The sequence below is a fragment of the uncultured Tenacibaculum sp. genome, from assembly GCF_947498805.1.
Taxonomy (GTDB): domain Bacteria; phylum Bacteroidota; class Bacteroidia; order Flavobacteriales; family Flavobacteriaceae; genus Polaribacter.
In genome coordinates this window covers 1-23,242 of the sequence record NZ_CANMLT010000009.1, presented here as the reverse complement: position 1 = coordinate 23,242, position 23,242 = coordinate 1, and the positions used below count along the sequence as shown (strand labels likewise).

The window sequence follows — 23,242 nt, the reverse complement described above, 5'->3', positions numbered from 1 at the left end:
CTTCAAATTTATATTTGTAGTAGTAAGTTAATTAGAAATTGAAATAAGAAAGAAGAAGTATTGAAAAAGAACGAGTACGTATTAAGGAGAGCAAACTAGTTTGCTCTCCTTTTTTATTTATTTAATATGTAAAATAGTAATACATTTGCTTTAAAATAGTAAAATGTATAATAAACTTCCTAAGAAAAGATATACACATACACTTAAATTTTTAAAAAATCATATTCCACCTTCTTCAACAATATTAGATTTAGGGGTAAGAAATCCATTTAGCGAAATTATGGAGGAAAACGGTTACACTGTTTTCAATACAAATGGTGAAGACCTTGATATGTTGCCGCAGTTGGTTAAAGAATATAATGTTGATGTGGTTACAGCTTTTGAAATATTTGAACATTTGATAGCTCCATTTAATGTCTTAAGGGAAATTGAAGCAACAAAGTTAGTCGCTACAGTACCATTAGATTTGTGGTTCTCTAAGGCTTATAGAAGTAAGACAGATATGTGGGATAGGCATTATCATGAGTTTGAAGATTGGCAATTTGATTGGCTGTTGGAAAAATCAGGATGGAATATCAAAGAAACTGAAAAATGGACAAACCCTGTAAATAAAATAGGAATTCGACCAATCTTAAGAAGTTTTACTCCTAGGTATTATGCTGTTTATGCTGAAAAAGAGAAATAGCTATGAGAATAGGAATGATTTTGGATAATGTGTATCCACCAGACCCAAGAGTAGAGAATGAAGCAATTGAACTAATAAAAAAAGGGCATGATGTTTTTTTATTTTGCTTAACCTACGGTAATGAAAAAGAAGAAGAATTAGTAAAAGGTATTAATGTTAGAAGGTATAAAACGAATACTTTTGAATATAAAATGTCAGCATTGGTGTATACAGTACCTGTATATACATTCTTAATGAAAGGAAAAATTAGCAATTTCATTCATAAAAATAAAATAGAAGCAATTCACATTCATGATATACGAATTGCGGAAGCAGCATTTAAGGCTAATGAAAAAAATGTATTGCCTGTAATTTTAGATTTACACGAAAACAGACCTGAAATAATGCGTTTTTATCCTCATATGCAAAAGCTAAGAGGGAAATTGCTTATTTCGATTGAAAAGTGGAAGAAAAAGGAAGAAGAGTTCATAAAGAAGGCAACAAAAGTAGTTGTTGTAACTAATGAGGCGAAAAAAGAAATCGTGCATAGGGTTGGCGTTGATGAAGAAAAAATAGTTGTTGTTCCTAATACCGTACGTAAATCTTTTTATGAAAATGCAGATGTACCTGAAGTTCCTTATAAAAAGAAGGAAGAAGACTTTACCTTGTTGTATTTAGGTGACACAGGAAATAGAAGGGGCTTGGAAACAGTATTGGAAAGCTTGGTGGTGTTAAAAGAGAAAATAGAAAACCTTACTTTTGTAATTGTAGGAAAATCAAATCCAGAACTAGAAAGACAAATTGAAAGTTTTAGATTAAAAGATTGTGTTAAGTTAATGGGGTGGAGAGATGCTAAGACTTTTCCTAATTGGGTAAGAAATTCAGATATAGGTTTATCTCCTTTACATAGAAATATTCATCACGATACAACGTTTGCAAACAAGTTGTTTCAGTACATGAGCTTTGGTAAACCAATATTGGTGAGTGATGCTACAGTACAAAAAATACTTGTAGAAGAAGTGGAGTCAGGTTTGGTGCATGAGGAAAGAAATTCAGAAGATTTTACAGAGAAACTCTTGAGAATGTATGAGGATGAGGCGTTGAGAAAAAAAATGGGAGAGAATGGAAAAGATTTCGTTAGAAATCATTTTACTTGGGACAAAACATCAAAAGATTTAATTGCATTATATAATAATTTAGCTTGAAAGTATTAATTGTAACTTATTATTGGCCGCCGGCGGGAGGTCCTGGGGTACAGCGATGGTTGAAATTTGTAAAATACCTAAGGGATTTTGGTGTAGAGCCTGTAGTTTTTACTGCGGAAAATCCAAGTTATCCAATTTTAGATGAATCGTTGATAAAGGATGTTCCAGATGGAATTGAAGTTATTAAAAGCTCAATATTTGAGCCGAATAGTATTTTATCGAAGTTTAAGAAAAAAGGAACTCAAAATAGTATGGGGTTTTTAAATCCAAACCCTACATTTTTAGATAAGGTGTTAATGTATATTAGAGCTAATTACTTTATTCCTGATGCTCGAAAGTTTTGGATTAAACCTTCTGTAAAAAAGCTAAAAGAATACCTTAAAAATAATAAAGTTGATGTATTAATAACAACAGGACCGCCTTATAGCGTGCATTTAATTGGTTTAAAAATACAGCAACAGTTAAAAATAAAGTGGATTGCAGATTTTAGAGATCCATGGACGAGTGTAGATTATTTTCATTTGCTACCGTTGACAAAAAACTCTTTGAAAAAACATTATACATTAGAAGAGAAAGTTGTAAAGGAGGCAGATGGAGTACTTATGGTAAGTAATCACGCGAAAAAGAAGTACGAGGAAAATGCCAAGCTAATTGAGGTTATAACCAATGGTTTTGATGTAGATGGAATTCATTCAGAAGAAGAAGAGGTTGTTGTAGATAATAAATTTACGCTTACACATATTGGAATGATGAACTCTGAGAGAAATCCTAAGATATTATGGGAAGTACTTTCGGAATTATCAAAAGAGAATGCAAACTTTGCTGATGATTTTGTTTTAAAATTCATAGGTAAAATTGACAATACAATTTCAGAGGAAATAGAAAAAAGCAATTTGAAAAATGTAGAGAAGATTAGCTATGTACCACATCCGGTTGCAAAACAATATCAAAAAGAAACACAAGTGCTATTAATTGTGGTAAATGATTATGCAAGTGCAAAGGAAATGATTCCTGGTAAAACTTTTGAATATTTACAGGCTAAAAGACCAATAGTAGGTATAGGACCAGAAGATGGTGATTTAGCCGATATAGTTAAAGAGAATAATGCAGGAAGGGTATTTAGTTATCAGAATAAAAAAGAGTTAAAAGAATATATATTGAAACTATATAACCAATATAAGTTAGGAGGTATACCTAAACTTGATAATTCAATTGAAAAATATCATAGGAAACAGCTAACGAAAAATTTAGTTGATTATATTGGGAAGGTTTATAATAGTTAAATAAAAGAGAGGAAAAAATTGGGAATTATATTTAAACAATCATTAAAAAATACCTTTATAATTTATTTAGGTTTTTTAATTGGAGGGATTAATACATTAATTCTTTATGATCGTTTTTTAACATCTGAGTATTACGGATTAGCGCAGTATATTTTTGCTGCGTCCAACATTGTTACTCCGTTAATAGCTTTTGGTGTACATTTTTCAATAATTAAATTTTTCTCGGCGTATAAATCTAAAAAAGAACGAGATCGTTTTTTAAGCACTTTTCTTTTTCTACCCTTGTTTATAGCTATTCCTATAGGATTCTTTTGGGATTATTTTCATAATTTAATTATGTCATATGTAGCTCAAAGTAATGTAAAAGAGAATCTGATAGTGGAGAGCTACACGTTTTATATTTATGTTGTGGCGGTTTGTTGTGCGTATTTTGAAGTGTTTTATGCGTGGGCAAAGGTGCAAATGCAATCTGTGTTTGGAAATACTTTAAAAGAGCTTTATAACAGAGCGGCAACAATGATGATGCTATTTGCAGTAGCTTTTGGCTTTTTTGGGAAAGAAGACTTTCTTTTTTATATGTCTTTGGCTTATGTTTTGAGAACTATTTTAATGATGCTGTATGCTTTTAAACTTTATTTTCCGAAAATTAGTTTTTCATTACCAGAAAACTTTGGAGAAGTTGTAAAGTATACGGTTTATATATTATTAGCGGGTAGTGCTGGAGCAATTGTACTAGATATAGATAAGGTAATGATTCCTGGTAAAGAAGGGTTTCAGGTAGCTGCGTTTTATACAGTAGCCTTATTTATTGGTTCTTTTATTGAGGCTCCAAGTAGAGCGATGACACAAATATTACAACCCTTAACATCAAAATCTATCAATGAAGAAAATACAAATGAAGTTAAGAGTTTGTATAAAAAAAGTTCTATAAACTTATTGCTAGTAGGAGGTTTATTTTTTGTGTTGGTAAATTCAAATGTTACTGAGTTGTTTAAGATATTACCTAATAAGGGATATGCAGGAGGAGAATTAGTGGTATTAATGATTTCATCAGCTAAATTGTTTTTAATGCTTTTAGGAAATAACGGTGCTATAATCAATAATTCTAAGTTTTATCGAGTAACACTTCCAATGGGGCTAGGAATGGCTCTTAGTGTTTATTATTTAAATAATTATTTCTATTACACTTTAGGTTTAGGAACTGATGGGTTGGCTTTATCTACATTGTTAGTGACATTATTAGTAGGGATGTTTAGACTTTGGTTTGTACATCATAAAATGAGTATGAATCCTTTTACTAATAAAACGGCACTTATAATTATCCAAATTTTAGTTTTTTATTTGGTTTTTAATGCTTGGAATTTTAATGTTCCTAGTTTTTATTTGGGAGATTATGCGATACATCCTTTGGTAAATATTATCCTCAAGAGTATAATTATTGTTCCAGTATATTTGTTTTTGGGATATAAGTTGAATATTTCAAATCAAATTAATAATTTGATTAATAGAAGATTGAAATAAACAGATTTGTATTTATTTTGAATAGAGTTTTTTTCTAATTCTACTTAACTGTACTGAGGTTACATTAAGGTAAGAAGCTATATATTTTTGAGCTATAATATTATCTATATTAGGAACTCTTTCTTTTAAGGATATGTAGCGTTCTTCGGCATTCGATGTGGCAATTTCTAAAACAATAGCCTCCGCTTTTAAATAAGCATCTTCAAGTGTTTTAATATAAAACATAGACATTTCATGATGAGCTAAAGTAAGCTCTTTTAATTTTACTAGACTACCTCTGTAGGCTGTAACTTTTGTTAAACTTTGATAATTTAATTCTGAAGGGATTCCTTGCATAATGGCAGAAGAAGCACCTGTAACATAACCAGGTGTAAAAAAGGCTCTCGTAATTTCTTTTCCTTTTTGAGTGAGGTAGTAAGACCGAACAATACCAGATTTTATTATAAAAAAATCGGTAGAATATTCTTCTGACTTTACAAGAAATTCGTTAGGAGAAAATTCAACATACTCTATCAGCCCCTCAAAAATTTCGATAATATGAGGAGGTAACGAGATATATCGATTTAGAAAAATCTCGATATCACTGTTTACCATAAATAATTTAACAAGTTATTCCGTGTATTTAACACTGAATAAATGTAACTAAATTTATTAAATAAAGCAAAAGGAAACAAAATGAAAAACAAACCTTTATAAAACTATAAAGGTTTGCTTACCAAAAAAACTTTGGTATAAGGGGAAAAGTATTTACGGATGTAACTTGTTAATTACATGGTAAATATAGGTAACAATAAAAATTAACTAAATAACATATGTTAATAATTAACTATGTAACATGTTTTTTTTGACTCTACTTAATTGTACTGGAGTAATGTTTAAATATGAAGCGATATGATATTGATTGATTTTTTGATCTATTCCTGGTGATTTTTCTAAAAGTAGCTGATAACGTTCGGTTGCATTTAGCATGCTTAGCTCTAAGATTCGAGATTCTTCGCGTATATAAATAAATTCGAGCGCTTTATATTGGAATATTGAGAGGTCATGATGTTTCGAAGAAAGTTTGTAAAAGCTTTCGTAATTACATTCTAAAACTTCACAGTCTGTTAAGCATTCATATATTAATATAGAAGGTTGTTTACTAATTAATGAAGATAAATTACCAGAAGTAGAAGGTGGAGTATATAATGTTCTTGTATGTTCTTTTCCTTTTTCGTCTACCAAGAAAGAACGAATAATTCCTTTTTTTAAGATATAAAAGTTTTTAGAAATTTCACCGATTTTAACCAAATTATGCCCTTTTTTAAAACTTTTTTCTTGCACTATGTTTTCAAACTCCTTTAAAGAATTTAGAGAGACATTATGAATATTGAATACAAAGTTTTTTAAAAAATCCATAATAGATGCTTTTTAACGTGGGACTTATCTCAAATTTACATTAAATTTTTCATAAAAAGGAATATGATAGATAAATTAAAAAAAGATCACTAGGAATCAAAAAGAAGTTTCTTACGAATTCTACTTAACTGAATGGGAGTAATGTTTAAGTAAGAAGCAATTTGGTATTGTGGAATTTGATTTTCAATGTTTGGTGCAATTTCTTTTAGTAATAAATACCTTTCCGTAGCTTCTAATGTAGTTAGTTGAGTTACTCTTTCTATAAGCATAGCATAAGATTTTTCGAGTATTTCAATGTATAATTTAGAAATGTCATGGTGTTTGTCTACAAGTGCAAGAAAATCGTCTAAATTGGCTGTTAAAATACAGCAATCGGTCAAACAATAGTAGTCAACATTTACTTGTTTTAAGCGTACAATAGATTTTAACGAAGCAATAACAGATATTGGGGTAAACAAGGTTCTAATGACCTTTTTGCCTTTGTGATCGTTTAAATACGAACAGGCAATACCTTCTTTGATTATAAAAAATTTACTTTTAGATTGGCTATAGCCTGCTATTACTTCTCCTTTTCGATAAGTTTTTAAACTAAATATTTGTTTAAACTCTTTGGTTGAGTTAGATGATAACGGACTATATGCAGCCAAAAATTGCTGTATAGTATCCATAGTAAGAAATAAAAAGGTTTTATTTCAAATCTACATTAATTTTTTCTAAAAAGCTAACGGTATTTGGACCTTCCATAAACAAAAGGTCTAATATTGAGAGGTTTGGGATGAATCCGTACTTGTCATCAAACATTTGTATATAGGTATCCATTTCTATTTCAATACCCTTTTTAGCAATGGCTAAATCTCTAAAATCATTAGTAGCATTAAGTGTATACTCAGCAGTTTTTGTATAAGCATTCGATAATTCTAAAGCTTCACTAACAAATAAAAAAGTATCAATATTTACATCTTGTAAATACGTATATTTTTTGTTGAAAATAGGAAGTAAGTCATCCTCATAGAATTCAAAAAATGGAGATGCTCTATAAGCGCTTTGTAGAGATTTTAAATGCTGTTGCTGCCAAGGAAAATCATTTTCAACTAAAGTGTCTTTAGTTTTTTTTCTACTTCCAGAAATCTTGTGTTTAACAGGTATATTTAATGAAAGTTTTCCATTGGCACCATAGATATAACAACGATTTCTATAGGTTTGTTTTTGGAAATTATCCTCTATTTCAAATATAACAGAATCTTCTTTAAAAATAGCTGAATATTGAGCAATAGGGGAGAAATATGTTGGAATAAATAAAGCCATTATTCTTTCTTTCTTCCTTTATTAAAACTAAAAATTGTGTATCCTAAGATTAATAAGATAACTACCCATAAGTAAGAAACAGGTTTTCCACTACCTCCAACAGTAGTAAACATTCTGTCCCAACGAATAGATTGTAATTTAGCCATAAAGTTTGGAGCTTTGGCATCCCAACTTAACCAAATCATTACAGGTTTACCTACAACATGATCAAATGGTACATAACCCCAATTTCTTGCATCTAATGAGTTTTGACGATTGTCACCCATCATCCAGTAATAATCTTGCTTAAAAGTGTAGGTATTAGCCTTTTTACCGTTGATGTAAATATCATCACCAAAAATGGTTAAATCATTGTTTTCATAACGTCTAATAATTTGCTCATAAAAAGGAATAGTTGCTGCATTTAAGGTAACAGTGGCTCCTTTTTTAGGGATATAAATAGGGCCAAAGTTATCTGAAGACCATGCATATCTTGGATCATGAGGAAAAACAGCCTTGTTATAATGTCCTTTTGGTTGCAGTTGCTTTTTAACGCTTTTTACAATTGGATCTTTGGCAATAGCTGCAGCTTCATCATCTGTAAGATTAAGATAGTATTTACCATCTTTAGTTACAGAACCTTCTCTGATATTGTATTTTTGAATAGCACCTGGAGCAAATTTTTCACCTCCAGTTTCAACTAGATGTATCCATTGTGGTTTGGCTCTGTCCGGTAAAACAGTTTGTTGTCCATTTATAAATACATAACCATCTCGTACTTCTAAACTATCTCCTGGTATTCCTACAGATCGTTTTACATAGTTAGTACGTTTGTCGATAGGCTTATAAGTGTGTTTTCCTGAAGTATCTCCCCACATTGAAGCTAAACTGTCTGCTGGCCAGCTAAATACAACAATGTCATTGCGCTTTATTTTTTGTAGCCCTGGAAGTCTCATATAGGGCAAAGTAAGTTTGTTTAATAAACCTTCTTTGTTTTTATCATCTGACATGAATGATTTAAGCCCCAATCCAGGTATGGTATCATGTACCATAGGAGCTGAAACCGTTGTCATAGGTACTCTTGCTCCATAATGAAATTTACTAACAAATAAATAGTCTCCGACTAATAATGTCTTTTCTAATGATGAAGTTGGAATTGTATATGGTTGCATAAAATAAGTATGCACTAAGGTTGCTGCAATTATAGCAAAAGCAATAGAACTAACCCATTCTCCCAGAGCGGTTCTAGGTTGTAAACTTCTATTTTCTATATAAGTAGCCTCAGTAGCATAATTAATATAATAGATATACAGACCCAAAGTGACAATGGCTAATATTGTATCCTTTCTTTGGTTAAATCCAAAACTTCTACAAGTTTCAACCCAGATAATTGGAAACATTAATAAATTAACGATTGGGAAAAATAATAGAATCACCCACCATTTAGGTCTTCTAATTATTTGCATTAATACAACAGCGTTATATACAGGCACTGCTGCTTCCCATGCTTTTCTTCCAGCTCGAACATATAGCTTCCATGTTCCTAAGAAATGAATTACTTGTATGATTACAAAAACGATAAACCACTCAGTAAATGTCATAATATTTTTGTTTTTACTCTTCTTAAGAGTATTAGTGTTTTCTATTTATTAATGTTACGGCTTTTAACCTAAGTTTAACACATCTTTCATGCTATAAACTCCTGTCTTATCAGCCAACCATTCTGCTGCAACCACAGCTCCTAATGCAAAGCCTTGTCGGTTATGAGCAGTATGTTTTATTTCAATTGAATCTATCTCAGATTGATATTCTATCGTATGTGTTCCTGGTACGTCAGGTGTTCTAATAGCAGTGATAGGGATGTTGTTTTTTTGTTTTTCAGGAGTTAAGGTCCATCCGTTTAATTTGGAACTATCAACAATTCCTTCAGCTAAAGTAATGGCAGTACCACTAGGGGCATCTAATTTTTTAGTATGGTGAATTTCTTCAATACTTACATTGTATTCCTGTAAAGAATTCATCATTTTAGCGAGTTGCTTATTTAGTTCGAAGAAAATATTTACTCCTAAACTAAAATTCGAGGCATAAATAAAGGCCCCGTTTTTTTCGTTACATAAATTAACAATGTCTTGATATTTATCTAACCATCCCGTAGTTCCAGAAATTACAGGAATTTTGTTGTGGATACAGTTGGAAATATTATCAAAAGCAACGTTTGGAAGACTAAAATCAATAGCTACATCAGCCAATGAAATATCGTAGTTTTCTTTTCCAGAGTATTTTATTACTACTTCATGTCCTCTTTGTAAAGCAATTTTTTCAATTTCTTTACCCATTCTTCCGTAGCCAAGTAAAGCTATTTTCATTTAAAAAGAATATTTAAAGGTTAATCCCACTTTAGGAGCTTCAATAAGCATAGGGTCTATATTAATATTTGGTTTAATAGACAAACTATCGTCTGTGTCAAATTGTAACAAATGAGCATTAACACTGGCTTCTACAATTTGTAAGACATATAAAAGAATTCCTGATAGAAGGGATAGATCTCTGTTTTTTCTAAGCGTTTTTTGTGCGTTTTCAAGCCCTTGAGTAGAAATTAATACAGTTCCATCTTCTCTTGTGAATTCATCTCTAATACCTTGACTTCTTAATTTGAAAGCGGTTCTAAACCTATCATATTCATTGCTATTGTCAATGTAAAAATACACACTTGTACCAATAGCAGCCCATACGATAGGAGCTTTCCAGTATTTTTTGTTATAAATTTGTCCACCTCCAGGAAAAATAGCAGAGTAAAAAGCTGCTTTTGATGGAGAAAGTGGATTGTATTTATCACTACTTAATTGAAGTTTTTCTACTTTAATTTGAGAAGTATCTGTTTGAGCAAACCCAAGGACACTCCAAAATAAACTTATGGTAATTAATATGTTACGTAAAATAGACAATTTACTTTAGTAAGTTTTTGATGCGGTTAAAATCTTCTTCAGAAGTAAAGGGAATTGTGATTTTTCCTTTTCCTCTGTTATTAACACTAACGTCTATTTTGTTTCCAAAGTATTCACTCATGTCTTTTACACTATCAGAAATATACTTTGGTAAAGCTTTTTTCTTTGCTGCTTTAGCAACAGTACCAGCTTTTAAATTTTTAACTAATTCTTCTGTTTGGCGTACCGAAAGTTTATCTCTTACTATTTTTTCATATATAGTTAATTGGTCTATAGTACTTTCAATATTAATTAAAGCTCTACCGTGTCCCATTGAAATAAAACCATCTCTCATACCCGTTTGGATAATTGGATCAAGCTTTAATAAGCGTAAATAATTCGTGACTGTAGAACGCTTTTTACCTACACGTGTACTTAACTCTTCTTGAGTAAGCTGAATTTCATCTATCAATCGCTGATATGATAAAGCAACTTCTATTGGATCAAGATTTTTACGTTGAATATTTTCAACCAATGCCATTTCGAGCATTTCTTGATCGTTTGCCAAACGAATATATGCAGGGACGGTTTTGTTTCCAATTAATTTAGAAGCTCTAAAACGTCTTTCACCAGAAACTAATTGAAATTTATTCCCATCTAGTTTACGAACTGTAATTGGTTGAATAACACCTAGCTCTTTGATGGAACTTGCTAATTCTCGTAAAGCTTCTTCGTCAAAATAAGTTCTTGGCTGGTATGGATTTACGTCAATTGAATTAACATCAATTTCAATAATATTTCCAACTAACTTATCTGCATTTTTATCAGAAGCTGAACTTACTTCAGCTGTTTCTTTTAATAATGCCGATAAACCTCTACCTAGAGCTTGTTTTTTGGTTGCTTTTGCCATTACGATTACGCGTTTTTATTTAAGATTTCGTTCGCCAAATTTAGGTAATTTACCGCTCCTTTACTAGTGGCATCGTAAGAAATAATACTTTCACCATAACTAGGAGCTTCACTTAAGCGAATATTTCGATGTACTATTGTTTCAAAAACCATGGTACTGAAATGCTTACGTACTTCTTCAACTACTTGGTTTGAAAGTCGTAAACGAGCGTCAAACATGGTTAATAATAGTCCTTCAATAGCTAAGTTTTGATTATGGATTTTTTGTACACTTTTAATAGTGTTCAATAGTTTTCCTAATCCCTCTAATGCGAAGTATTCACATTGTATTGGTATGATGACCGAATCGGCAGCTACTAAAGAGTTTAATGTAATTAATCCAAGGGAAGGAGCACAATCAATCAAAATGTAATCATAGTCGTCTTTTACATCTTGTAAAGCTTTTTGTAACATGTACTCTCTTTGTTGCTTATCTACTAATTCAATTTCAATAGCAACTAAATCAATATGTGCGGGGATTAAATCTACATTGGGTGATTCTGTTGTTAAAATGGCATCCTTCGGAGATATAGTATGTTCTAAGACCTGATAAGTTCCAAGTTCAATAGTTTCAACATCTAAACCTAAACCAGAAGTAGCATTTGCCTGAGGGTCTGCATCTATTAAAAGTACTTTTTTTTCTAAAACACCTAGTGCTGCAGCTAAATTTACTGTTGTAGTTGTTTTACCTACCCCTCCTTTTTGATTTGCAATTGCAATAATTCTACCCATTGTTTAAAAAAGTTTGAAAGAGGTAAATTTACAATTATTTATGGTTTTTAAAAGTGAAAGATGTTAACAATGTGGTAAGCTGTTGATTGTTAGATGCAAATAAAAAAAAACCATGGCGTAAAACCATGGTTTTTTATATAATATAAGTATTTTGCGTTTAGCTATTTAACATAACAGGCATTACTAACATTGTGATGTTTTCTCCCTCTTCAGTTCCATCAATAGGAGTTAAAATACCAGCGCGATTAGGTAAACTCATTTCAATTAAAACGTCGTTAGACCCTAAGTTACTTAACATTTCACTTAAAAAGCGTGAGTTAAACCCAATTTGCATGTCATCACCTTGGTAGTCACAACTTAATCGTTCATCGGCTTTGTTAGAGTAATCTAAATCTTCTGCAGAAATATTTAATTCTGTACCAGCCATTTTCAAACGAATTTGATGTGTTGTTTTACTAGAGAAAATAGAAACACGACGAACAGAATTTAAGAAAGAAGCTCTGTCAACAGTAAGCTTGTTTGGGTTTTCTTTAGGAATTACAGCTTCGTAGTTAGGATATTTCCCGTCGATCAAACGACAAACTAAAACCACGTTATCAAAAGTGAATTTAGCATTCGTGTCGTTGTATTCTATAGTTACATTTTCTTCTGATCCTGATAAAATTCCTTTTAATAGATTTAAAGGCTTCTTTGGCATGATAAATTCAGCAGACTTATCAGCAGTAACATCAGTACGAGTATATTTTACTAATTTGTGAGCATCAGTAGCTACAAAAGTCAACTCCTTAGAGTTAAATTGAAAGAAGACACCGCTCATCACTGGTCTTAAATCATCATTACCAGCTGCAAAAATAGTTTTAGCTATTGCAGTTGCTAAGATATGAGAAGGAACCTCAGTGCTACTTGGTGAAGGTAGTTCTACAGCTTTAGGGAACTCTTCTCCACTAAAATACGCCATATCGTACTTACCTTGCTCAGAAATAATTTCTATCGTACTATCTCCTTCTGTTTTAAATGTTAAAGGTTGGTCAGGAAATGTTTTTAATGTGTCTAGTAATAAACGAGCATTAATAGCAATAGACCCCGTATCAGTACTTTCAACTTCAACAGCTGCTGACATAGTAGTTTCTAGGTCAGAAGCAGATATTTTTAATTGATTTTCAGATAATTCGAATAAAAAATTATCTAAAATTGGTAATGTGTTATTGCTGTTGATAACCCCTCCTAAAACTTGTAATTGTTTTAATAGTTGAGAGCTAGATACGATAAATTTCATTGATTATTGTTTCTAATTATTAGACTTACAAATATATTTTAATTTGATGATAATTAAAATAAAATCGGAAATACTTTTTTCCTTTAGTTAAATTGGTAATTTATTAAAATAGTTCCATAAAAATTTGCATTAGGAACACGGATGCTTTTTAGCTTTTTAGAATGGTAATTTACAAAATATCCAAAGTTGAATCTGTTTGCCGTAAATTGTATACCAACTTGGGTGGTAAAAGTAATTGGTCTTAGTTCAAAAGTAACAGGGCTATTTTCATTAAGGAAGCTTCCTTGTATCGTGGCATCATATAAAACATAATGAATCATTGGTTTTATAAATAGAAAAGCTTCTGGTTTATTTGAGGTTTTAGAATTAGCGGTGTTTAGATTACTACTAAAGGCAATCGAATTGAATAATTCTTGAAGAGGCTTAAAACCTATTCTTCCATAAAGTCCTGTGCTTATATCTGTATAAACAGTACCAGTTCTTAATCTATTGGTCCATGTAATATCAAGTGTTTTGGCTTTGTTACTGGCTAAATACTTTAAGTACTCAGTGTTGAAGTTAACAGAAATTGCGTTCGCAATTTGATAATTCCATCCAATAGCTTTTTTATAATTGTATATAGAGTGAATAAAATCTTGTAGTTCTTGTCCAAGAGCGTCTGGGCCAATAATTCCAATTTGTAATTTGGTGTTTAAAGCTGATTTGTTTTTGTAGAAACGATTGATTCCAAAACTACCAAAAAGATGTGCAGCAAAAGGTCTGTCATGATCTCCTTTTAAGTTAACAGTAGCTTTGAAAGGTGTATACATTTCTTGACCAATTTGGAACTCGTATATCTTTTTTTCAAGATGATCGTTAGCTTTTTTTGAGATATACCTGTAGGATAAGAATAAACCATTAGTATAGTATCTGTCACGTTTTACAGAGGTGTACAAATCATTATCGTTGTATATACTAAACTCTTTAGAGAAATGTTTCTGAGAAAATAAGGTAAACGAATTGAAAGACAATAAGAATATTGTAAGTGTAGTAAGTTTCTTTATCATGAAAACAAATATATGATTTTATTAAGCTTGTTTATTGGGTTTAACATTTTGTTAGTAGCTGTTTTCATTAGTCGTATAATGTGGCTTTTTTTACAAATTAAATGCATTGGTTCTTTGATATAATTGTTACATTAGTCTTCTGTTAAATATTTATATGGAAAACAAAGCAAAGCTAACAGTAGAGGATTTTGAAAATATAACTTCCAATAAAGCATTTAGGGAACTTCTAAAGAAGAAAAAAATTTCAACTGAAGCTGTGGATGTGAAGATTAATTATGAAGATGAATTAAAAGAATTGCAGATTGAATTGGTGAAGTTGCAGCAGTGGGTTGCTAGGGAAAACAAACGTGTAGCGGTAATTTTTGAAGGTAGAGATGCTGCCGGGAAGGGAGGAAGTATACGACGTTTTATGGAACATTTAAATCCCAGGTCAATGCGTTTAGTGGCTTTGAATAAACCTACAGAAGTTGAGAAAGGGCAATGGTATTTTCAACGATATATAAAAGAATTGCCTAACCCTGGAGAGATTGTGTTTTTTGATAGGAGTTGGTATAATAGAGCTGTCGTAGAGCCTGTTATGGGGTTTTGTACGGAAAGAGAGTACAAGAAGTTTTTAGTGCAAGTACCTGAGTTCGAGCATATGTTATATGAAGATGGAGTTGTTATTATTAAATTTTGGTTGTCAATATCAAAAGAAGAGCAGTTAAGAAGGTTTAATGCGCGTAACAAAAACCCTTTAAAAAGATGGAAGTTTAGTCCAGTAGATAGAAAAGGGCAGGAATTGTGGGATAAGTATACTTTCTATAAAGATGAAATGTTTAGTAATACACATACAACCTATAGTCCTTGGATTGTTGTAAAAACCAATAATAAAAAAGTGGCAAGAGTAGAGTGTATGCGTTATGTTTTATCTCAGTTTAATTACGAGGGTAAAGAAGAGGCTGAAACACTTTTAAATCCTGATCCTAATGTGGTAATGAGGTATTATAGATCGGTAAATCATTTAGATTAATTTGTATGGAAAAGTTAACTCAAAAAGATGTAAATAAGTTAAATTCTAATAGAGGGATAAAGGCAATTTTATCTCGAGAACCTTTTAATGTTGAAAGGGCAATTCGCTATGTAGACTATGAACGAAAGCTTAAAAAGTTACAGTTAGAATTAATTAAGCTGCAGACTTGGGGTATCAAAGAAAATGAAAGGATTATTGTTATTTTTGAAGGAAGAGATGCTGCTGGTAAAGGTGGAGCAATTAGAAGGATAACAGAGCGAATTAATCCTCGTTTTATGCGAATTGTAGCTTTACCGAAACCAAGTGAAGATGAGAAAACGCAATGGTATTTTCAGCGATATGTAGAACAGTTTCCAAAGGCAGGAGAAATGGTTTTTTTTGATAGGAGTTGGTATAATAGGGCAGTCGTTGAGCCGGTAAATGGTTTTTGTACAAAAGAAGAGTATCAGGTCTTTATGAATCAGGTTAATGATTTTGAAAGAATGATTTTAGAGTCCGGTATTAGATTGGTTAAGATTTATATGTCAATAACAAAGAAAGAGCAGGCTAAGCGATTTAAGGATATAAAAAATAATCCTTTAAAACAGTGGAAGATGACTCCAGTTGATGAAAGAGCTCAAGAGTTGTGGGATGATTATACTGTGTATAAAAAAGCAATGTTCTCTAAAACCAATACTAAGGTTTCACCATGGAGAGTTATTAGGGCTAATAGAAAAACTACTGCGAGGGTAAGTGCTATTCAGCATATACTAAATAGCATTCCTTATGATAAAAATACAGTTGTTTAATTGTTGTTTATATATTGGTGCAAAGTGTTGAAAATAATAAAAACTTCAGCTGCAATTTGTTGATTTGTTTTTAAATATGTTTCCGACGTAAGCGCTGTGTTGTCTGATGTTTTTGGGTCGGTGTATGGTAAGTGAAATCTGTGAATTGCATCAGGGATAAAAGGACAGTTTTCATCTGCGCTATCACAAGTGGTTATAGCTATATAAGGGAAGTTATTTTCAGAATCATCATATATTTTAGAGTACCCAATCGTAGATTTTTTAGTTTGTTTGAAAGTGATAAGGTATTTTGGGTTTTGATGCGAAAAATCAATAACATTAAACTCAAAACCAACTTCTTGTAATGTTCTAACTGTGTTTCTGTGAAATGCAGTTGTTTCTGTTCCTCCGGAAAAAGAAAAAATATTTTCTAGATTAAAGTATTCGATGGCAAGAAAACTCCATACTTGTGCTATCTGGCTTCTTCTTGAGTTATGAGTGCAGATAAAATTAATGTTTAATTTGTTTCTGTCGCTGTATTCGTTGAAAAGTGTTGTAGCAATGTCTTGTAAAAGGCTTTCTCTTTCTTGAGATATTAAAGTGCTTTTTAGAGCTTCTTCAAAAAAAAGTATAGGGTTTGTTGTTTTCGTTTGTGTCATATAGCGATTAGCTATTATTTGTTTTATTTTTGCAAAAATAGAGTCTTAAGGAGGATTAGATAATTAAGCTAAGGTTAAGGATGTGTTTAGAAATTGGTAATAAAGTAGCTGTAATAGATGATATTGTTAAGGGTATCGTAACAAAACTTGATAATGATTTTGTTTTTGTTAAAGATGATAGTGGTATGGAATTTCGGTTTTTGAGATCTGAATTGGTAAAAATTGAAATGGATCAGAATGACTTGACGAAATATTCAGATATTAATAATTCTCTTCTAAGGGAAAAACAAAAAGAAAAGAAAAAGAAAAAAACGCAATTCATTAAGCAAAGAAATGAGGTGGTGATGGAAGTGGATTTACATGTTGAGAAGCTTGTGAAGTCTATTAAGGGGTTGGATAATTTTGATATACTTACCTTACAAGTAAATACAGCAAAAGCAAAATTGGAATATTGTATTAGAAATCGTATTTCTAAAGTGGTGTTTATACATGGTGTAGGGGAAGGGGTTTTGAGAACAGAATTGAATTATTTGTTTAATAATTATCCGGTTACTTATAGTGATGCTTCATATAATAGGTACGGGTTAGGAGCAACAGAAGTTTATATTTTTCAAAACAGTATTTAATAGTATTTTTGCAAAATGAAATCGATTTACTTAGATAATGCGGCAACAACACCTATGCTACCAGAAGTTGTTGAAGTTATGCGTCAGTCCATGCAAGAAAATTTTGGAAACCCTTCGTCAACGCATCAGTTTGGAAGAAAAGCGAAAGCTTCAATAGAGAGGGTGAGAAAAGAGATTGCAAAAGAATTAAATGTTTCTTCGAGTGAAATTATTTTTACTGCTGGTGGAACGGAGGCTGATAACTTAATTATAAAAAATGCTGTAGAAAATTTAGGTGTAAAAACAATAATTACTTCAAAAATAGAGCATCATGCGGTTTTACATAGTATAGAGTTTTTAGTTGAGAAGTATGGGGTTGAACTGGTTTATGTTGATGTTGATGAGTTTGGTGAAGTTGTTCTTGATGATTTAGAGGATAAGTTAAGTAGGATTGATGGAAAGGTTTTGGTGAGTTTGATGTGGGTAAATAACGAGGTGGGGAATTTGTTACCATTAAAAGAAGTTTCGGATGTATGTAAAAGGTATAATGCTTTGTTTCATTCAGATACTGTTCAGGGTATTGGGCATTATAAATTAGATTTAAAAGCTACTCCGGTTGATTTTATTACAGCTTCCGCTCATAAGTTTCATGGTCCTAAAGGAGTTGGTTTTGCATATTTTGGAAAAGGATTTGGAATACAGCCGATGATTCATGGAGGGAATCAGGAGAAGGGGGCAAGATCTAGTACAGAAAATGTTCATGCTATTTTAGGTATGGGGAAAGCTTTTGAGGTGGCATATGAGAATTTAGTTGTCGATACTGATTATATTAAAGGAGTAAAGAAGTATTTGTTAGATGAGTTGAGAGCAATTTCTTCAGATATTCAATTTAATGGGATGTCTTCCGATTTGGATAAAAGTACATATACTGTTTTAAGTGTTCGATTTCCAGTGGAGGATAAGATGATGTTGTTTAATATGGATTTGCAAGGAATTGCAGTTTCAGGAGGGAGTGCTTGTCAGAGTGGTAGTAATAAAGGATCACATGTTTTGAGTACTTTTTTAAATGAGCAAGAAGCGAAAAAGACTTCAGTAAGATTTTCTTTTAGTAAGTATACGATAAAAGAAGATTTAGATATAGTGGTTAATTTTTGTAAAAACAGATTTTTATCTAAATAAGCGTTTTTAAGCGCTTTTTTTTATGTTTATATAGGATTGGGTTACTTGTTTTATATAGTTTTTTAAAAAGCGTAATATAGGTGGTTGTTTTATAGTTTTTAATTATGTGGAATTATTTTTGATAGTATTTTTTTATTATGTTTTTTGTTCGTTTGATGTGACTTGAAATAAAAAAAAGTGTCTAAATATTTGATAACTATTTATATTAATTATATTTGTAATATAAAATTTCGTCCCCCGAAGCAAATGTTATACTGCTTGTGTTCAAGTGTTTAATGTTGTTTCGAGGGCTTTTTTTGTGTCTTCGGTTAACTATTAATATTTATAAGTTTTATGAGAAACTTACCCCTCCTTCCGATGATATTTAAGAGAAAGTTCTTTCTCTTATTTTTGGCGCTTATTTTTAGTACTTATTCTTTTTCGCAAACCTATAATATTGATGATGTAGATGGGCAAACTATTAGCACTTGTTCAGGTACATTTTATGACCCAGGAGGACCTGGGGTAACTGGTTTGTACGATACTGATGCAACTCACTCAGTAACTTTTTCAGCAAACAATGGAGGTCAAATACAAATTGATTTTTTTGGTTTTGATTTGGAAGATCCTGATTTTTTTGGGTGTTTTGATACATTATCAATTTATGATGGAACTAGTGCGGGTGCGCCTTTGATAGGTACTTATTGTGGTACCAATTCGCCAGGGCTAGTAACATCAACAACTGGTTCTCTGCATTTTGTGTTTTTTTCTGATAATATTGTTGTGGATTTTGGTTGGCAAGCAACTATTTCTTGTACTGCTCCTCCAGTAGATGTGTGTACTGTAGGTGCAACTAGCGGAACAGTAACGGTTCATGATGATGATGCCGATGGGGTAAATGAAGCGTGTGATTTAGATAAAGATAATGACGGGATTTTAGATTCTAATGAAGGGAATTGTGTGGCTTCTTATAATGTGGATATTTCAGCTTTAGGGATAGTAAGTGGTGGACTTAGTCAAACTTTTAATAATATTTCAGGATCTGGTGTTAATTTAGATTTGAATACATCTTTTAATAATGTGGGGTCCAATGTTATTGGGATTTCTGGAGATATTCTTCTTTTTGGAATGGATGGTACAGATATTAATGATGCGAGTCAGAATTCTGTGTTGAATTTTGTTTTCTCAGAAAGTATTAGGCTTACAAATTTTATAATAGCAGATATTGATAGAGCGGGGTTCCAGGATGAAGTAGAGGTGCAGGCATTCGATGAGAATAATAATGCAGTACAATTAAGTTTTGCCTTGGGAAGTGCTTTGGCTTATAATTCAGATGGTTATGTGGTTGATCCAACAGGAACTTTTGGGGCTTCAGGTACGGATGCCTCAAATCAATTAACAATAACATCAAGTGCGCATGTAAGAAGGTTGGTGATTACGAATAGGTTGGGAGATGGTCAAGGGTTTACAAATCCTAATTTTCAAGCAATAGAAATTTTAGACTTTTCTTTTTGTACAGTAAGAGATTCTGATGGAGATGGTACGCCTGATTATTTAGATACAGATTCAGATAATGATGGTTGCCCTGATGCTGTGGAAGCTGCAGGAAGTTTTTATCCATCAGATTTAACTGGAGATAGATTGACAGGAACTGATAGTAATGACGACGGATTAATAGATACACTAGCCCCTTCAGGACAAGCAAACACTTCTGAAGTAACAAATAATGCTATTAGTACAGCATGTACAGTAGATTTGAAGTTAACAAAAACGGTCGGAGCAGCGTTGCCAAAAGTAGGGGATAATGTTGTTTACTTGTTATCAGTAGTAAATAGAGGAAGATCTAAAGCAACAGGTGTAAATGTGGTAGATGTGATTCCTCCAACAGTTTTAACATATGTAAGTGATAACCCTTCGCAAGGAAGTTATAGTACAACAACAGATATTTGGACAATAGGTGATATTGGAATTAACGAAACAAAAACACTGGAAATAACAGTTAGAGTAGAACAGTCAGGAATAATTATAAATACAGCGCAAATTTCACAAATAAATGAAACAGATGTCGATTCAACCCCTAATAATGGTGGTTAAAACGTAACAAATGATAGGTTTTAAAGAAATTAGTTAAAAAATGTTAAATTAATATAAAAAAATATATATTTTTGTGTTTAATGTACCGAGCTAGTATTTAGTAAGGTAAAGTCCCCCCCATAAAACATAGATGCAATATAAAATTGTATTGTATCGGTATTGTAACTTCAGGGGACTTTTATTAGTATCAATCGTTCTTATGGAGTATATCAAAAGTGTAAAATCACTTAATAGTATTGTAATATGTGCAAACTAAAAAGAAATTTATGGGGAAAAACTACGTTTATTCATTTTTGAAAAACAACAATATATATGTTGTTTTGATTTTACTTCTTGTATTTAATACACTCAATATGCAGGCGCAATGTTCGGGCGTTAATACCGACGGAGATGGTGTCGTTAACCTTTGTGATGTTGATGATGATAATGATGGTATTATAGATATTAACGAGTTATGTTCTACAATTCCAGGAGCAGCATCACCAGATACAACTAATAGAGTTTATTGGAGTTTGAACGGCTTTGATGTATACACCATTGGTGGAAATACAAATGGTTTAGGATATCAAGAGTCTGGTTTTGAACAAGGAGCCTATGGTCAAGGCAAAAGCTTAACTGTTTTGAGCGGGTCAAATGATTTTACAGGAGGTAATCAAAATCATGGTACAGCCATAAATACTACAATAAATTTTGCTAATGGTACCATGAAATATGTTTCAAATCATCCTACAAATAATAGAGCGGAGTTTAGTGATAATCCATCTTCTGGGTTTGTATCTGGAAATTCAGGTGATGCAGCTTATTTAGAACCGGAATTAGGTTTGGGAGTAGGAGATTATTACAGCATAGAAATTGATTTTGTAACACCGGTAACGGCCTTTAGTTTAGATATAGTGGATGCCTTTGATACGTTTACAACAAATAGTCCCGAATTAAGTTATCAAGTTTATGCAGACGGAAAATTGATCGCTTATTTGAAAGGGACTATCGTAGGAGATGATATTACTGGTACTGTGAATATATATGATGCCAATAATAATTTAAAAGGATCTCATATGGTTGGTCAGAATTTAGAAAGTTCAATTGGCTTTGTAACACTTGAATCTGTGAATCAAGTAGTAATAAGACATGATGTTATTAGCGGTTCTATACGATCTGGTTCTTATGACCCACATGGGTTTGATGGATTTGCTTACAGTACAGATTTTTGCGATACAGATGGAGATGGAATCGCAAATCATTTAGATACAGATAGTGATAATGATGGATGTCCCGATGCTATTGAAGGGAATGGAGGAGTTTTGGATACTACGTTATTAGTTGATTTAGTAGGAGGAAGCACTGGAGGAAGTATTCAGAACCTTGGGGATTCTTCAGATGTTAATGGTAGTCCAATAGTTAATGGTTCAGGTTTTCAGCAAGATACAACTGCTGAAGTTATTGATGATAACATAAGTAAGGCTTGTACGGTAGATTTAAGTTTGACGAAATCGGTAAGTGAAGCATTGCCTAAAGTAGGGGATACTGTGATTTTTACTATTACAGTAAAAAACAATGGTTTGTTAAATGCTACAGGAATTGATGTGACCGATGTACTTCCAATGGGTCTTAATTACAGTGGAACTTATGCTGCTTCAAAAGGTTCATATGATACGGGAACAGATGTTTGGACTATAGGAAGTATAGACATTAACGAAACAGAAAAAATAGATATTACTGTAACAGTCAGTGATTCAGGAACAATAATAAATACAGCAGAGATTGCAAATAGCAATCAAACAGATATAGACTCATTACCAAATAACGGAAATTAAAGTTATGGGAAAAAATAATCTCTCCAATAAAAGCCCAAGAATAAGTAATATAGTAAGTATATTACTGTTTCTGTTAGCTTTTTCTTTTACTACCCAAAAAGTATTTTCTCAGGGTATTGCCATTATAGCAAATGAAACCTCTACAGATGCTAGCCCTTCATCTACTACTGAAGATGGAGCAAATGTAGCAGGAAATATAATCACCTACCAAGTAACTGTGCGTAATATTGGTAACATTACACTTAATGGAGTTAATGTTACATTGAACGGAGGTACTTCAGTTGTTACTGGAGATGTTTTGACCACAGGTCAAGTTAAAACGTACTCTGTTAATTATACAATTACTGCAGCTGATATAACAAATGGTTATTTTGATAATGAGTTTAGTGTCGTTACAACTGAGATAACTACCCCTGTTGTTTACGATACCTATACAGGAGGTGCTGCTTCTAATAATAATAGAAGTCATGAAGATGACTACGCAACAGCTACTATTAGAGCATTACTGCCACCAGATATAACAATAACTCCTCCAAGTGCAATATGTGAAGGGGATTCTTTTGATTTAAGTACATTAACAATTACAGATGCTAATAGTTCGGGAGCAACCTATACATATCATAGTGCAACTCCTGCAAGGGGAGGTGTTACTGCACCTGGAAATGAATTAGCAAGCTCAACGGTAAGTCCAACCACGACTACTACATATTACGTATTAGCAACAAGTGCTGATGGATGTGTTCAAGAAGAATCTGTAACAATCACTGTCAACGCTTTACCAACGGTAGCAGCGATTGCAGGAGGACAAGCAGAAGTATGTTTAAATGATACAACAGCAGCCTTTACCAATGC

The 23,242-nt window shown here is 32.1% G+C and carries 22 protein-coding genes and 1 pseudogene; 11 read left to right on the top strand and 12 right to left on the bottom strand.

Annotated elements, in window-relative coordinates:
* Nucleotides 1-163: 163 nt before the first annotated feature.
* From Q0873_RS16055 to Q0873_RS16040, 4 genes are read left to right on the top strand one after another with little or no spacing between them, the layout of a single operon-like run.
* Nucleotides 164-685 (top strand): methyltransferase, encoded by a 522-nt coding sequence (locus Q0873_RS16055; RefSeq protein ID WP_299109213.1) that lies wholly within the window; start codon nucleotides 164-166, stop codon nucleotides 683-685.
* A gap of 2 nt (nucleotides 686-687) precedes the next feature.
* Nucleotides 688-1,869, top strand: coding sequence for a glycosyltransferase family 4 protein (locus tag Q0873_RS16050; RefSeq protein WP_299109211.1), 1,182 nt, complete (start codon nucleotides 688-690; stop codon nucleotides 1,867-1,869).
* The gene (locus Q0873_RS16045; RefSeq protein WP_299109209.1) at nucleotides 1,866-3,152 is read left to right on the top strand and encodes a glycosyltransferase family 4 protein; all 1,287 of its coding nucleotides are present in this window, start codon (nucleotides 1,866-1,868) and stop codon (nucleotides 3,150-3,152) included. Before Q0873_RS16050 ends, Q0873_RS16045 begins: the two co-directional genes overlap by 4 nt.
* A gap of 18 nt (nucleotides 3,153-3,170) precedes the next feature.
* Nucleotides 3,171-4,673 (top strand): lipopolysaccharide biosynthesis protein, encoded by a 1,503-nt coding sequence (locus Q0873_RS16040; protein ID WP_299109207.1) that lies wholly within the window; start codon nucleotides 3,171-3,173, stop codon nucleotides 4,671-4,673.
* A 12-nt stretch (nucleotides 4,674-4,685) separates the two neighbouring features.
* Here the strand turns inward: Q0873_RS16040 and Q0873_RS16035 are convergent, their stop codons facing one another.
* The 11 genes from Q0873_RS16035 to Q0873_RS15985 form a co-directional block, all read right to left on the bottom strand.
* The gene (locus Q0873_RS16035) at nucleotides 4,686-5,267 is read right to left on the bottom strand and encodes a Crp/Fnr family transcriptional regulator (RefSeq protein WP_299109205.1); all 582 of its coding nucleotides are present in this window, start codon (nucleotides 5,265-5,267) and stop codon (nucleotides 4,686-4,688) included.
* Nucleotides 5,268-5,495: 228 nt separating this feature from the next.
* The gene (locus Q0873_RS16030; RefSeq protein WP_299109203.1) at nucleotides 5,496-6,071 is read right to left on the bottom strand and encodes a Crp/Fnr family transcriptional regulator; all 576 of its coding nucleotides are present in this window, start codon (nucleotides 6,069-6,071) and stop codon (nucleotides 5,496-5,498) included.
* 89 nt (nucleotides 6,072-6,160) lie between these two features.
* Complete coding sequence (locus Q0873_RS16025) at nucleotides 6,161-6,739, bottom strand: Crp/Fnr family transcriptional regulator (protein WP_299109201.1); 579 nt, start codon at nucleotides 6,737-6,739, stop codon at nucleotides 6,161-6,163.
* A gap of 19 nt (nucleotides 6,740-6,758) precedes the next feature.
* Nucleotides 6,759-7,376, bottom strand: a complete 618-nt coding sequence (locus tag Q0873_RS16020; RefSeq protein WP_299109199.1) for a WbqC family protein — start codon at nucleotides 7,374-7,376, stop codon at nucleotides 6,759-6,761.
* Entirely contained in the window at nucleotides 7,376-8,956 is a 1,581-nt protein-coding gene (lepB, locus tag Q0873_RS16015) for a signal peptidase I (protein WP_299109197.1), read from the bottom strand. The genes Q0873_RS16020 and lepB overlap by 1 nt, the downstream gene beginning before the upstream one ends.
* A gap of 63 nt (nucleotides 8,957-9,019) precedes the next feature.
* Nucleotides 9,020-9,721, bottom strand: coding sequence for a 4-hydroxy-tetrahydrodipicolinate reductase (dapB, locus tag Q0873_RS16010; protein WP_299109194.1), 702 nt, complete (start codon nucleotides 9,719-9,721; stop codon nucleotides 9,020-9,022).
* On the bottom strand, nucleotides 9,722-10,300 hold the full coding sequence (locus Q0873_RS16005) for a DUF5683 domain-containing protein (protein ID WP_299109192.1): 579 nt from the start codon (nucleotides 10,298-10,300) through the stop codon (nucleotides 9,722-9,724). It lies immediately after the preceding gene.
* 1 nt (nucleotide 10,301) lies between these two features.
* Nucleotides 10,302-11,189 carry a ParB/RepB/Spo0J family partition protein gene (locus tag Q0873_RS16000; RefSeq protein WP_299109189.1) on the bottom strand — a complete coding sequence of 296 codons (888 nt, stop codon included), beginning with the start codon at nucleotides 11,187-11,189 and terminating at the stop codon, nucleotides 10,302-10,304.
* A gap of 5 nt (nucleotides 11,190-11,194) precedes the next feature.
* Nucleotides 11,195-11,959, bottom strand: a complete 765-nt coding sequence (locus tag Q0873_RS15995; protein WP_363322563.1) for an AAA family ATPase — start codon at nucleotides 11,957-11,959, stop codon at nucleotides 11,195-11,197.
* 157 nt (nucleotides 11,960-12,116) lie between these two features.
* On the bottom strand, nucleotides 12,117-13,235 hold the full coding sequence (dnaN, locus tag Q0873_RS15990) for a DNA polymerase III subunit beta (protein WP_299109187.1): 1,119 nt from the start codon (nucleotides 13,233-13,235) through the stop codon (nucleotides 12,117-12,119).
* Nucleotides 13,236-13,318: 83 nt separating this feature from the next.
* Nucleotides 13,319-14,281 carry a lipid A deacylase LpxR family protein gene (locus Q0873_RS15985; RefSeq protein ID WP_299109185.1) on the bottom strand — a complete coding sequence of 321 codons (963 nt, stop codon included), beginning with the start codon at nucleotides 14,279-14,281 and terminating at the stop codon, nucleotides 13,319-13,321.
* A gap of 154 nt (nucleotides 14,282-14,435) precedes the next feature.
* Here Q0873_RS15985 and ppk2 (Q0873_RS15980) point away from each other — a divergent pair, with 154 nt between their 5' ends.
* Nucleotides 14,436-15,293 (top strand): polyphosphate kinase 2, encoded by an 858-nt coding sequence (gene ppk2 / locus Q0873_RS15980; protein ID WP_299109183.1) that lies wholly within the window; start codon nucleotides 14,436-14,438, stop codon nucleotides 15,291-15,293.
* 5 nt (nucleotides 15,294-15,298) lie between these two features.
* Nucleotides 15,299-16,081 carry a polyphosphate kinase 2 gene (ppk2, locus tag Q0873_RS15975; RefSeq protein ID WP_299109180.1) on the top strand — a complete coding sequence of 261 codons (783 nt, stop codon included), beginning with the start codon at nucleotides 15,299-15,301 and terminating at the stop codon, nucleotides 16,079-16,081.
* Here ppk2 (Q0873_RS15975) and Q0873_RS15970 read toward each other — a convergent pair.
* Nucleotides 16,078-16,719, bottom strand: a complete 642-nt coding sequence (locus Q0873_RS15970) for a hypothetical protein (RefSeq protein ID WP_299109178.1) — start codon at nucleotides 16,717-16,719, stop codon at nucleotides 16,078-16,080. The genes ppk2 (Q0873_RS15975) and Q0873_RS15970 overlap by 4 nt on opposite strands.
* An 80-nt stretch (nucleotides 16,720-16,799) precedes the next feature.
* Between Q0873_RS15970 and Q0873_RS15965 the strand changes: the two genes are divergently transcribed.
* The 5 genes and pseudogenes from Q0873_RS15965 to Q0873_RS15945 all read left to right on the top strand — a co-directional run.
* Complete coding sequence (locus tag Q0873_RS15965; protein WP_299109176.1) at nucleotides 16,800-17,345, top strand: Smr/MutS family protein; 546 nt, start codon at nucleotides 16,800-16,802, stop codon at nucleotides 17,343-17,345.
* Nucleotides 17,346-17,360: 15 nt separating this feature from the next.
* Nucleotides 17,361-18,503 carry a cysteine desulfurase family protein gene (locus tag Q0873_RS15960; RefSeq protein WP_299109174.1) on the top strand — a complete coding sequence of 381 codons (1,143 nt, stop codon included), beginning with the start codon at nucleotides 17,361-17,363 and terminating at the stop codon, nucleotides 18,501-18,503.
* 357 nt (nucleotides 18,504-18,860) lie between these two features.
* Nucleotides 18,861-20,576 (top strand): CUB domain-containing protein, encoded by a 1,716-nt coding sequence (locus tag Q0873_RS15955; RefSeq protein ID WP_299109172.1) that lies wholly within the window; start codon nucleotides 18,861-18,863, stop codon nucleotides 20,574-20,576.
* Nucleotides 20,577-20,929: 353 nt separating this feature from the next.
* Nucleotides 20,930-22,390 (top strand): DUF11 domain-containing protein, encoded by a 1,461-nt coding sequence (locus Q0873_RS15950; protein WP_299109170.1) that lies wholly within the window; start codon nucleotides 20,930-20,932, stop codon nucleotides 22,388-22,390.
* A 4-nt stretch (nucleotides 22,391-22,394) separates the two neighbouring features.
* A pseudogene (locus tag Q0873_RS15945) lies at nucleotides 22,395-23,242 on the top strand (hypothetical protein); the annotation flags it as partial.